A 12,620-nucleotide genomic window follows, 5' to 3' on the forward strand; every position below is an offset into this window, starting at 1 on the left:
GAATAGCTTAGCCGTTCATTACCGGTTGCCGGCGCTGGCACTTAACGAATCGGTTGTCGGGTTGTTTGGTCGTAAAGGTCTGCAAGCGACTTGGCAATCCGCTCGATGACCGTCTTCGAACGGTAATACCCGCCGTGTGAATTAAGTGGGGTGCTGGCCAGAAAACCCGGGTTTCTGACCTCCACATCTTCTGTCACGGCCGCATCATACTCCGCGCTTAGACGCTTGAGCGGATAGGCGATCACATCATCTTTATCGTAGAAATTAACCCATTCGCCGTATGGGAGCCCCTCGGCCAAAAGAGCAGGTGAAGGAAACGAAATCGGCTTCCCAAAGTCGTTATACCGCATCGTCCAGATCGCGATCGGGCTGCCCATTGTGTAAAAATGTGTTAGCGTATCGCCACGAACGAGTGCAGAAGGATTCTCACTTATTGATGCAAGCTTGCCGCTTGGCAGCCTGCCGTTTTGCAGGTCGTATATGAAGTTACTCGCGATGATCGTGCCAAGACTGTGGCTTATGATGCACAGCGGGGCGCTGGGTCCTGTGCACTGCGCGAGCTCCTGCAGCTTTTCATAAAATCGTTCGTGAATTGCGGTGTAGATGTAGTTCCGATCATCGTCACCTGCTTTGTGGGGCAGCGGTTGATAGGCAATCGCGTCACCTAGAAAGCTGATGGTGTACCCCCGAGCATCGATCCACTTGTTCCAGTGCAGATGGTCAGGCGCAAGCTTTTCCTTGAGCTCATCTTCCAGCCGGTCCGTGATATCCGCCCAATAAATTCCCTTGCTGACCAGCTCCACCGCCGGACATATTTCACCTAACCGCTTGCTAATGAGCCCTGCCATCGCCTCATGAAAATGTTCTTTTTGCTTTCCAATACCGTGTACAAACCCTACCGCGATTTTCATCGAATTCCCCACCACCTTCATCGCAATTCAACTTCCATATCATTCTAATTATAAGGGAGAGCATGGGGGCCAATCCAACAAAGAACAGGTGCCGCCTCTGGAGAAAGGCTGTGTGCTCGAGGAGCATGGCCGGAAATGAAGAAAGAGGGTTTCTCGTTCATTCATGTTCCTTTTTAGTACTGTGCTTGGGATTTTGCCAATATACTCTAAAGATATGATATGACAATGGCTTCTTCTATTTTCAGGAAGGAAGATCAGCACATGCCGATAAGTCCGCCAATGCTGCAGAGGGGCGATACTGTTGGAGTCGTTACTTTGGGGAGTCCGCTCGCTGCAGACGTAATTAATGCACGGATCGAAATTTTGAGAGCAATGGGATTTAATGTTGTATTAGGTCAATATGTATATGCACAAAACGGGTTTCTTGCCGGCACAGACGAGCAGCGGGCTTCTGATTTGATGATGATGTTCCAAGACGACCGGGTTAAAATGATCCTACCCACCAGAGGCGGTACAGGAGTGGCGGGAATTCTTCCTTACCTTGATTATACGGTGATCCGCAATAACCCAAAAATTGTGACAGGTTACAGCGATATAACGGTACTATTAAACGTAATGCATCAATATGTAGATTTAATAACATTCCATAGTCTGCTGCTCATTGACTTCAAACCCGATACGCCCGCTTATAATTTCGATCAGTTTTTCTCTGCGACATCCGTGTATTCATCAACCCGGACCCTCTTCAATCCACCGGGGATGCCACTGATCAGCCGTGTTCCGGGCAACGTTACAGGGCAGCTTGTGGGCGGTAATCTGACCTCCTTTGTCGATACGTTGGGCACGCCTTTCGAAATCGATACAAGGGATAAAATTCTCGTACTTGAAGAAACACACGAACCTACCAATACCGTATACAGGTACTTGAATCATTTAAAGCTTGCCGGAAAATTTCGTGACTGCATCGGCATTATTATGGGCGAGTGCTCAGGCTGCCAGGCGGCTTATGGTAAATCCTATGAGGATTTAATCAACGAATTTGTTGTACCTCTCGGTAAGCCGCTGATAACGAACCTTGCCACAGGTCATGGCTTTTATAAAGTTGCTTTGCCAATTGGCGCAACGGTTAATCTCGATTCAGTCAATAATAGAATAACTATAGTTGAACCTACCATCAGCGTTATGCAATCGTTATGACAATTCGTATCCAGGTGCGACGGTGTATTGGTCTACGGCAATCCGTAAGTGTTAGTAATTTACTCTCGTCGACGATTATTTTATTTGACATGACAGATGATCTCGTCAACGACGTGCTCGATCGGCGCGGTGGCGTCAATGATAATTCCGTTTTTTGGAATGTCTTCTTTCGTTTGGTGCAATCTCGTAATGAGTTTCCGTTCGGATGGCTTTCCACCCCACTCATTCTCCGGTCGCTCGTCAAGCCGCCGGTTCAATGTGTCAAGGTCGACATCAAGGACAAACACGCCGTCAAATAGATCTATGAATTCCGAAAAGTTCCTAGAACCACCGCAGAAAAATGTTGCCGCTTCATCCTGATTGGTGACCAGAGCTTTTACTTTATCGACATGCCAAATGTGGTGCTCATGCGTGATACCATCCGTCCGTATCCCCGTTTCCGGATCGCCTTGATAAGCCAATTCACGGTCACCATGAATGGCATGGTAGCCGCGCCGCTGCAATTCTATGCAGACCGAAGTTTTGCCGATGCCAGAAACACCTTCAATCAGATCATTCCTAATGCCCATGGCTAGACCCTCTTATTCTCCCTTTACTTCTTATTCGTTTGGAATTAATTCATACAAGTCACGAACATCACAGCCGATGGAATCTGCGATCGATATGGCAATTTTGAGTGGCATCACTCTTTTGTTTTCCATAAAGTCATAAACCCGTTCCGGTTTAAAAAGCAAGTCTTTCGCCAGCCATTCCGCTGACTTTCCGGATTCCATCAATCGTTCATTCAGCAAGCAACGTCCAAGTTCAAATTTCAATTAGCGATGACCTCCCGCGTAAGAAAATAGTTATTTAACCTTAAGCGTTGTCCATTGCCAGCAAGAGTATACTTCATAATGGAAGCCATAATGATAAGATGCCACATGCGTCTGCCCAATTGGGAGGGTGAGTTCCATCGACGGGCTATCGTCCCTTAGTTTAATCTGTAAAGCAGTGTTATTCTATTCAAAAAACCATTTTATTTCTGTTGAGCCGATCTCTTTTTCAGCGATCACGGGCGTTTTTTGAGCATCACCTAACTTTTCAATGCGCAATTGATATGGTTCAAGCATCTCTTCCCAATTGTTGGGAGGCGACAAATTTGAAGCCGCATGGCTGAGATAATCAGTAACAATCTGTTTTAATTGTTCTTTGCTTATTTGACCCGGATCATATTCAATTCCAACTTTATATTGTTTCACTTTGGGGTCGGCAGCGAACCCCGTTAAAAGTATGCCAGGTTGTTTATCCATTTGTTTCATACTTTTGGACAAACTTTGTCCGACTTCAGGAAAAGTATCCTTATTGCTTTCCCCTTGGCAGCCCGCAATAATGGTAACGGACGCAATCAGAACCAATACTATGAATAGATGTAAAGTACGCAGCAAATTTATCCTCACCTCTGTGTTATAACCGCCCACCTTGTATTGGTAATTCATTTCAATTAAGGCTAACTATTATTTGATTTTCACTCCGAGACGAGTTCCCGGATTCCCCGGATGATCTGCTCCCGTGCCTTAAGCTTGTCCTTGAGCCGGCCAATTTCGGCCTCTGCATCTTCTGACCTGCCTGTTCCTTTGAACTCAAATCCGGTAATAATCCAATCGGTGGACACCTTGTACAGGTCGGCCAGCCTGGACAGCGATACCAGATCCGGTTCGGTCTTTGCGGTTTCATACGCGCTCAAGGTTTTATTGTTGATCTGCGTCAAACGAAATACTTCCATTTGCGTTAGTTTACGGTTAATACGGGCGTTGCGTAAACGTACGGCGATATCCTCCAATTGCGTCTTTGCCATGCATCGGCCACTCCTCCATAGAAATTCTATAGACTGTATCGTCTAAAGATAGAACGCACTAAAATCGAAAAAGTCCTATGGCAGGCTGCCCTTTAATGAAATTAGTAAGAATCTTTGGCTCTAAAAATAACGAAATGGATGCTATTTATCCCAATAGCTATCGTGTATTGCAAGCCGGTGGTCAGATTGAGTGCTTCTTATGTCTGAATTTCTCCTGCAATGAACTTAAGCTGCGTCTCGCTCCTGAATTTTCTTTTAGTTCGGCTTACCCTACTTTAACCAATAATCGGTAGCAGTTTATTCGATAATAAATCATCAATAAGCATCCTATGTTCGGTGAATATATTCTCTGGTAATTCTTTAAGAGAATAAAATTTATTTTGAATCGACTCCTCGTTACTTTCAACTAACTTGCCACTATACTGATCACAAACAAATGATATTAGGACAAGTGAGACTTGGTCGCCATTAGAAAATGTCTTGTCATACTGAGGGCCAGAATAGATCCCGAATAACTTAAGTTCTTCTAATGTAAGTCCCGTCTCTTCATAAACTTCTCTTCTTGCTGTATCTTGAACGCTCTCTCCTAAATCCATAAACCCGCCAGGAAAACCCCATTGACCATTATCCGAACGTTTCTGCATCAGGACTCGGTTTTCTTTGTCAAAAACAATTGCACCCGCAACAACCATAATGACCTTCTCGTTCCCTACCATTGACCTTAAATGTTGTATGTAATCCATCTACACCCTCCACTTTACTAGTCAAACCATAGCAATAGTTTATGTTTAATGGATTAGGCGTGGAATGGATTTTTGTAACTTGTGCATGGATATTTATAGTTCTTGTCATCGTACATTACTTTAAACTAATAACTACTTTCCCCTTGGCCCTTCCGCTTTCCAGGTAATGAAATGCTTGCGCTGCATCTTTCAAAAGATACACCTTATCAATAATAGGCTTAATAAGTCCGCCTTCAATATACCCCTTTATAACCTTTAATTGTTCTCCACTCGGTTTCATAAATAGGAAGTGATACGCCGATTGGCTCTTTTTCTCTTGGGCTTTGATCTTACGGCTCGCTATCGACAAAATGGTTGTTTTCACCCAACCCAGTTTCGCCTCTCTTCCAAATCTGGCGTTCGGCATGCCGGAAATGGATACAATTTGTCCGCCTGGTTTCAGTATGCGGAATGACTTGTCCAAAGCTTCTCCACCTAAAGTATCAAAAACCGCGTCATATCCGGTAAGGATTTCTTCAAAATTCTCTTTTTTATAATTAATAATTAGATCAGCCCCCAACGATTTGACCAAATCATAGCCTTTTTCACTTGCAGTTGTAGCTACAAATGCACCCATCAGCTTGGCCAGTTGGATAGCGAAGGTTCCTACGCCTCCAGAACCTGCGTGAATCAAGATTTTTTGGCCTTTTTGAAGATTTAAAATATCAACAAATGCTTGGTAAGTCGTAAGTCCAATCAGCGGTATCGATGCCGCCTCTTCAAAGGTGAGATTTTCCGGCTTCAGACAAATATCTTCCTCATGAACAGCAATAAACTCAGCTAAAGTTCCGATCCGGTTCTTGCGTGGTCTTCCGAAAACTTCATCTCCTGGTTTAAAAGTATTGACCCTGCTGCCAACCTTGACTACAACTCCTGAGAAATCATTCCCCAAAATTAGAGGAAACTTGTAATTCAATAATAATTTCATTTTCCCTTCCTTAATTTTATAGTCAATAGGATTTAAGCTGGCTGCATGTATTTCTACTAGCACATCATGTTCTCCGATATTCGGCATTGGTTGTTCTGTCATGACTAATGGAACATTTTTTCCGTACTTGTTAATGGTCATAGCCTTCATTTCATACCACTCCTTATGATTATTGGTTTAAACGATTGAACCAAATGCTGAAAAAAGCTCACTAGAACTTAACTCTTTTGGCTAATCACTGAGACCATCGCATTCGTCTTCAACGGCCGTAATTAATGACTTGAGTTGTTCAAGTGGTTTACGGACAGTCAACACATAGTAGTTTTCTACACCTTTTTTTTCGGATTTAATAAAACCAGACTGTTTCAATACCTTTAAATGATGGGATACCGCCGGTCTGGACAAATTGATATGCCCTGCTATTGTATTCACATTAAGTCCCGATTTGTTCTGTGCTAACAGCATAATCATAGCTTGACGGTTTACATCGGTCAGCACTTCCAATAGAGGGATGCAATCTTTAAATTGTTGTAGAATATCCTCCGTTTGCTGGCTCATGCCATTCACCCCTTAGGTTTATTGGTTTAATCTATTAAACATAATTATAGAGCTTTTAATAACAAAATCAAGCTGAGGCAAAACCACACCTATAACTTGTGCCATTTTATCCATCCGATTTCAAATTAATGTGAAGGCCTCTCCTCTTCCTATGCCTTTAAGGGGGAGGCCTTTTATGTCATTATCTTTCGTTAGATGTGACACTGCATCCGCAACTTCCTCATGTGCCCCGTCCATGCCATGGTTACAATAAGAGCCCTCTCGCCCGGCCCAAAATCCCATCGGATGCATAGACTGATTTATCCAATGTGAGTAAGGAGGAAAAGGATTATGGCGAACAAAAAAGATAAGGTCCGATCAAAAAGGGTCTCACCCCTGCCTAAATCCCGTAAAAAACCAGTCCATATCAATGCATCTGAAAACGAGCTTGAGTGGTTGCCTAAAATCAATCCCGCCCGGGATCCTAAACAGGTCCAGTTAGTCGTTGATCTCCCGAATGAGGTATATAAATACTTACAGGAGAATGAAATGGAATGGGATCGTGCCATTCAAAATGGTTTGCGTAGTGCAATGGAACCCGCAATATACCCAGATTCGATCAAGGATATAAAATACCGAATTCAAGTAGTTTCATCCACCGACAGTAAGCAAAGTTAAACGATTTAGGATCTGTTTGAGACGCAGGATCTACCTTGGTTTATGCGGTTGTAGCACCAGTTGTTATATTCAACGCGTGACATCTTTGTCAACCGAATGTTGTACGATCACGCCTTTTTAACATTGCGACGGCAGCCGATGATTTTGTCCGGATGCCGTCGTATTGCTCCCCGTTAACTTAACGTGGTTACCTAGTTGACCAACCAGCACCTTGCTGGTTCAATGATCCAAAATCGATGAAAAAATTGGATTTCAAGCGGGTACCCCTAGGTATCGCCGACGGTCTCTGGATCAATAAGCTCCGACCTCCGCGGCTATTTTACTTTATTTAATAAGTTTGTTACCATTCTGCTCAATGTCCCTTGATCGATAAAAGGAGCAAGACTCGCCAGCAAATCCGGGCTAAGATGTTCAACTTCGATTCCAGCAATCAACTTCTCGAGATTTTCCCTGCCCAGAAAAGGTGCGAGACTAACGATCCGGTTCGCATCGATGGTGCCGTCTACAACCCGATCTGCCAAACGATTTAATGTCTCTTTGCTGATGAAAGGTGCCAGCTCTTGGACCAAATGCCAGCTCAAGCCACCCTCTTCGACATGTTGTACCAACCGATCTACTTGTTCTCTTCCAAGAAACGGAGCAATTTCAACAAGACGATGCACTTCTAAGGAGCCGTCAATCGATTTATCCACCAGTCGGTTTAATGTGTCACTGCTAACGAACGGAGCAAGTCCTGAAATGGCGTCCCACAGAATTTCGCTTCCTTCTACTTGACGAACCAGTTCATCCAATGTATCTGTTCCGAGGAACGGCGCCAGACTCAAGATCACGTCTAACTTAAGGACGCTGCTGTCTAATCGTTCAGTCACCTTATGCAAAGCGCTTGCTTTTACAAACGGCGCTACTTCTACAAGCTCTTCCAGCTCCACCTCACCGGCATTAACCATCTCTGCAACTTGTTCCGGCTTGTTCTCTGCGATCTCCTCCACGATCGTTCCCAGGTGCTGGTGCTCCCGAATTTCTGTGTGATCTCCTGCATTTAAAATGTCGTCAACCGTTTTGCCGAATAATCTAGCCAACTGTGGAAGCGTTCCGATATCCGGTAGCGAGTCGCCTCGTTCCCATTTCGATACCGCTTGATGGCTTACATTCAGTTGATCGGCAAGTTCCAATTGTGTCAGATCCCGGTCTTTGCGAAGCTTCGAATATAAGCTCCAATTTTACGTAAATCGAGCATCGTATACCTACCTCCGATTAAACAAAATGTACAGTGCGCACTGTCGATAACAGCATAACATTTCCAAAAACGTCATCCTATCAAGCGTTGGTTGAATGGGCACATCCGCTTTATTCAACTGCCGGTAGAATTGCCCGGACTGATAATCGCTGGAGAGGCCAGCCAAATGTCCAGTATCATCTGCAGGCGAAATCCACTTAAGCTATTCGGTTCCCGTTCAGCTCAATTGGTTGCTATTCATTTTTTAATAATTCTGCTTTGTACCACATGCAGTAATAAAATTCATCATCACATATGCATCAGGCGAATTATTATTAATGGCCTCAGAAGCCAGTTTCATTTGTTCAAATTCATCTGAATTTATTACACCATTTTTATAAAAATGTACAAAACGGTTCCTATCCATTTGTCGTTTAAACCCATCAATACCATGTACATCGCTATGTTGAATTACTGAATCAATATCTATATCAATAAATCCACTCTTTAATAAGAGACGTGGTAGACTTCTGCCTATGAATCGATTTCCACCTTTCTGTGCAATATAATCCGAGATTTTCTTTAATATATTATGTAATGAAGGGATTTCTGGGTTTACCGTACCAAACACTCCATCGTCAATATCAATGATTACTAGTTTCCCACCAGGCTTTAGTACTCGATAAATCTCTTGTGCCGCTTCAAGTGGATTGTTTAAGTGGAGAAAAATTAATCTTGCTACTACAAAGTCAAAAGAATCATTGGGTAGATCCGTATGATAAACCGACGATTCCACAAATTTTATTCGTTCAGGTGGGACGTCACTTAGTAATTTTTTTGCTTGTTCGAGTAAAGTACTATCGATCTCGAGAGAGGTAATATGACTGTCGGGTAAGCTATTAAGTAATTGCTCAGTTATATATCCAGGTCCGCTGCCAACTTCCAATACACTCATACCATTTTGCAATCCGTACCATTTTAAGGCTCGTAACTCTTTCTGCCAACCCATCGTTGCTTGTACTTTCAACCGCTCGATTTCCTCTTGAAACCCTAATACAGCACTTTGGATATTGTAGGTTGAACGCTGATCTTTCATGCTTTCCCCTCCCATTTTTAAACTCAAATCTGGCTCCGTCCGTAATGTATTTTATGTGTTTATTGGCTGCCCTGCTCAGCTTCCTCCTCTACATCCGTGAACCAGAACGTATCGCTAGTTTCATTATCGCACCCGGTTAGCTTGTAATGAGACCCGTACTCTTTATTCTTCTCGAGTTCAATACCACGGCACACCGTGCTTGGACGACCTGCATCACTGCCAAACCCGTCCCTCGAATTGTCATACGTATACACAATTGCCTCGGCCCCATCATAGACCAGTTCATAGAAGATTGGGTCGCCTTCATCCGTGTACTGTGTAATGCGCACCTGATTCGGCACACCCATGTCGAGATTCCCCAGAAACAGCTTCCACTTCTCTAAATTGTACATCTTCCCATGAACGTTCACGATATCACCATTCGCGGCTGCTTTGTCAGCATCATAAGGGTCAGACACAGCGGGGAACGCTTTCGGCTTCGATGGCAGTGAAGTCGTCTCCCCTAGTGCAGGAGCAGTGGAAGGAGTGGTCGTATTGTCTATAGATCCGCCCGACTTCTCACTGCAGCCCGATAGCAAAACCAACCCAGCTGCTAATATTAACACCCATTTGATCATGAATCATCACCTCACATTTAACAACGCTATAGCGAGTATGAATGTTTCAATCGCATACGCGAGCACTAGACTATTCTATACTATTTGTTGAATTAAAATGTTCCGTATACCATAACCTCCATGTATTTAGTAAGGATTCCCAAAACTTTGATGTTCTTACGGATACAAGCTATTACATCCCTTCATACCTGGAGGCAGTTTTCCTTTGTATCTCCGTGCGCCTTTGATAGTACTTGATTTCCAAGTATAGCCAATTAGGGGTTTTTCTATTAAAATTGTCCTGGGGTGATATGATGACGAAATTAAACCGTACTGAAAGCAATTTCAAAAGCCAGACGTGGAAGGCACAAAAGGATATTCGTAAGAAACACGGAGAGAAATTTAACATTTACATTGGGGGTACAGAACTTGTGAGGGCTGAGTATGATTAAAAGAATAAAGCTTCGCGCGCTGCTCATAGGAGGATTTATTACCCTTCTCTTTGTTGTTCTGTTGATTCGGGTATTTACGCTGCAGGTTGTCAAAGGACAGGACTGGCACGAGCGGGCGGTATTCCAGTGGACGAAAAAGGTCCCGATTCCGGCAACCCGCGGCATGATCACGGACAGGAACGGCGACGTTCTTGCATCCGATGTGCCAGCTTATACAGTCATCGTCAATCCCGCTGTCATCCACGAAAACGGGCTGGAGGACGAGATTGTCGAGGGACTGCACAGCATTTTGGGCAAGGATGAAAGCGAGCTTAAGGCACTTGTAACAGCCAAGGACGAAAAAGGCAAATACCATAAAAACCGTGAAGTCAGGAATGAAGGGTGGAAAATTAACGAAACGAAAAAGGCTCAGATCGCTGATTTCAACAAAGAGTTAATGGACCAGCTTGAGAAAGAAAAAAAAGGTATGGAGACCGGGCTGGGCTTGCTTAAGGAGCAGAAGCGGTATTATCCGAAGGGAACACTTGCGGCTCATATTTTGGGTTATACCGACCGGGACGGTATGGCTGTCGCCGGTCTTGAGGCATCCATAGATGATTACCTCAAAAGTACCCCCGGAGAAATGAAATACGAAAGCGACCGGCATGGAGACCAGCTTCCCCAAGCAAATATGGTGTACAAGCCGGCTGTTAATGGTAAAAATGTAAAGCTGACGATCGACGATACGATCCAGTATTATATCGAAGATGCGATGAAAGAAACGTATGAGCAGTACAAGCCGATCAGCATGACGGTCATTGCAGCGGATCCGAAAACGATGGAAATTCTCGGGATGGCGAACCTGCCGACGTTCAACCCGAATACGTATTGGGACCCATCGACGGATCAGAAGGACTTTTTCAACTATGCCGTGAAGGCTACGTACGAGCCGGGCTCCACGTTTAAGATCGTGACACTCGCCGGTGCGGTGCAGGAGAAACTGTTTAACCCGAACGCCTTCTACCAGTCCGGACAAATCTACGTCAAAGGGACTCATACGCCCCTTCATGACATTGTCCGCTCGGGTTGGGGGCAGATCACGTACCTGGAGGGCGTGAAACGCTCAAGTAACGTCGCCTTCGTCAAGCTGGGCTCGGAAATGCTCGGGAAAGACCGGCTGCTGAAATATATCAACGACTTCGGTTTCGGCCAGAAGACAGAAATTGAACTTCCCGGCGAAATATCCAAAACGATCAACCTTCCGGGTCCGGTCGAAGTGGCAACTGCCTCTTACGGCCACGGTGTGTCCGTGACGCCGATTCAACAGCTGGCGGCGATCAGCGCGGTGGCAAACGGTGGAAAGCTTTTAAAACCTCATATCATTAAAGAAATCACAGATCCGGATAATGGTAAAGTTATCAAATCCACCAATACCGAGGTCGTCCGGCAGGTTATTTCCCCCGAAGCCGCCAAGGAAACGAGCAGCTATCTGGAGCAGGTTGTGGCAGACCGGGCGATCGGTACCGGAAAACACGCATATATTGAAGGTTACCGCGTCGCTGGTAAAACAGGTACCGCAGTTAAATACGGTCCCGACAAATTACCGGATTATTCGAAATCCGTCGTCTCCTTTATCGGCTTCGCGCCAGTGAACGATCCGAAAATCGCCCTTATTGTCATTGTGGACCAGCCGAATGATCCGGATGTCGGCGGGGGCGTGGTGGCGGCGCCGATCTTTAAGAAAATCGTGTCTCAGGCCCTGCCTTACATGGGTGTGCCGAAGTCAAACACCAAAAAAACTTCCGATGGCAAAACGACGGTGGAACGTCCTGCGGCTCCGACGCTGACGAAGCTGACGGTGAAGGACGCCAAACAAAAGCTGCTGAACGCCGGTGTCGATTTTGAGTCCATTGGCAATGGTGCCTCGGTCATCCGGCAGTTCCCGGCAGGGGGAACGCCGATGAGCCCAGGTCAGCGTATCTATCTGCTCACGGAGGAGACAGATAAAATGACGGTGCCGGACCTAAAAGGCGAATCGCTGCGCGATGCGCTGGATATTTTGACCTTGCTGAAATGCTCGGTTACCGTCCAAGGCGAAGGATACGTCAGCGAACAGCTCGTCACGGACAAGAATGGTAAGCGTTCCGTCCAGCTGACGCTGAAGCCGGTCAAGGATGAAGAGGTATCGCAGGATGCTTCATCCTCCTCCACGGAGGATGGTTCCATTTCGGAAGATACGTCAGCGGACGATTTGGCCGCTGGCAAGGCCGGTAAAGAAGCTGGCGATAACTGATAGGCGGTACAGATATTACTCAACCTTTTAGTGAGATTATTTATAGAAATGAAAAATAAACTAACCCCGCTTCTTTACATAGAAACGGGGTTTTTTAGCGTTATAAGTAAGCTCTTTATAC

13 protein-coding genes and 1 pseudogene are annotated in these 12,620 nt (G+C 45.1%); 3 read left to right on the top strand and 11 right to left on the bottom strand.

Annotation, left to right across the window (positions count from 1 at the left end):
• Positions 1-41: 41 nt before the first annotated feature.
• Positions 42-911, bottom strand: coding sequence for a chemotaxis protein (locus KI379_RS14070; RefSeq protein WP_212983941.1), 870 nt, complete (start codon positions 909-911; stop codon positions 42-44).
• Positions 912-1,172: 261 nt separating this feature from the next.
• Between KI379_RS14070 and KI379_RS14075 the strand changes: the two genes are divergently transcribed.
• Positions 1,173-2,108, top strand: coding sequence for a S66 peptidase family protein (locus KI379_RS14075; RefSeq protein WP_212983942.1), 936 nt, complete (start codon positions 1,173-1,175; stop codon positions 2,106-2,108).
• 80 nt (positions 2,109-2,188) lie between these two features.
• Here the strand turns inward: KI379_RS14075 and KI379_RS14080 are convergent, their stop codons facing one another.
• The 7 genes from KI379_RS14080 to KI379_RS14110 all read right to left on the bottom strand — a co-directional run bounded on the left by KI379_RS14080 (position 2,189) and on the right by KI379_RS14110 (position 6,210).
• Positions 2,189-2,677 carry an AAA family ATPase gene (locus KI379_RS14080; protein WP_212983943.1) on the bottom strand — a complete coding sequence of 163 codons (489 nt, stop codon included), beginning with the start codon at positions 2,675-2,677 and terminating at the stop codon, positions 2,189-2,191.
• A gap of 30 nt (positions 2,678-2,707) precedes the next feature.
• The gene (locus KI379_RS14085) at positions 2,708-2,923 is read right to left on the bottom strand and encodes a transcriptional regulator (RefSeq protein ID WP_076165021.1); all 216 of its coding nucleotides are present in this window, start codon (positions 2,921-2,923) and stop codon (positions 2,708-2,710) included.
• A 183-nt stretch (positions 2,924-3,106) separates the two neighbouring features.
• On the bottom strand, positions 3,107-3,532 hold the full coding sequence (locus KI379_RS14090) for a hypothetical protein (protein ID WP_212983944.1): 426 nt from the start codon (positions 3,530-3,532) through the stop codon (positions 3,107-3,109).
• Between the two features lie 80 nt (positions 3,533-3,612).
• Positions 3,613-3,942, bottom strand: a complete 330-nt coding sequence (locus KI379_RS14095) for a helix-turn-helix domain-containing protein (RefSeq protein ID WP_105442747.1) — start codon at positions 3,940-3,942, stop codon at positions 3,613-3,615.
• 275 nt (positions 3,943-4,217) lie between these two features.
• Positions 4,218-4,685: an NUDIX hydrolase gene (locus KI379_RS14100; RefSeq protein ID WP_212983945.1), complete on the bottom strand. Its 468-nt coding sequence runs from the start codon at positions 4,683-4,685 to the stop codon at positions 4,218-4,220.
• A gap of 115 nt (positions 4,686-4,800) precedes the next feature.
• A complete protein-coding gene (locus tag KI379_RS14105) occupies positions 4,801-5,802 on the bottom strand; it encodes an NADP-dependent oxidoreductase (RefSeq protein WP_212983946.1) in 1,002 nt (333 codons plus the stop codon).
• Positions 5,803-5,883: 81 nt separating this feature from the next.
• A complete protein-coding gene (locus KI379_RS14110) occupies positions 5,884-6,210 on the bottom strand; it encodes an ArsR/SmtB family transcription factor (RefSeq protein WP_212983947.1) in 327 nt (108 codons plus the stop codon).
• A gap of 330 nt (positions 6,211-6,540) precedes the next feature.
• On the opposite strand from KI379_RS14110, the gene KI379_RS14115 reads away from it, so the two are divergent.
• On the top strand, positions 6,541-6,867 hold the full coding sequence (locus KI379_RS14115; protein WP_212983948.1) for a hypothetical protein: 327 nt from the start codon (positions 6,541-6,543) through the stop codon (positions 6,865-6,867).
• Positions 6,868-7,181: 314 nt separating this feature from the next.
• Here the strand turns inward: KI379_RS14115 and KI379_RS14120 are convergent.
• From KI379_RS14120 to KI379_RS14130, 3 genes and pseudogenes are all read right to left on the bottom strand, one after another.
• Positions 7,182-8,057 (bottom strand): annotated as a pseudogene (locus KI379_RS14120) (helix-turn-helix transcriptional regulator); the annotation flags it as partial.
• 291 nt (positions 8,058-8,348) lie between these two features.
• Positions 8,349-9,179: a class I SAM-dependent methyltransferase gene (locus KI379_RS14125; protein WP_212983950.1), complete on the bottom strand. Its 831-nt coding sequence runs from the start codon at positions 9,177-9,179 to the stop codon at positions 8,349-8,351.
• A 59-nt stretch (positions 9,180-9,238) separates the two neighbouring features.
• Complete coding sequence (locus KI379_RS14130; RefSeq protein ID WP_212983951.1) at positions 9,239-9,763, bottom strand: DUF4362 domain-containing protein; 525 nt, start codon at positions 9,761-9,763, stop codon at positions 9,239-9,241.
• Between the two features lie 456 nt (positions 9,764-10,219).
• Here KI379_RS14130 and KI379_RS14135 point away from each other — a divergent pair, with 456 nt between their 5' ends.
• Positions 10,220-12,499 carry a penicillin-binding transpeptidase domain-containing protein gene (locus KI379_RS14135; RefSeq protein ID WP_212983952.1) on the top strand — a complete coding sequence of 760 codons (2,280 nt, stop codon included), beginning with the start codon at positions 10,220-10,222 and terminating at the stop codon, positions 12,497-12,499.
• Positions 12,500-12,620: the final 121 nt, after the last annotated feature.

The organism is Paenibacillus cineris (assembly GCF_018333335.1).
In the GTDB taxonomy this organism is placed as follows: Bacteria; Bacillota; Bacilli; order Paenibacillales; family Paenibacillaceae; genus Paenibacillus_AQ; species Paenibacillus_AQ favisporus.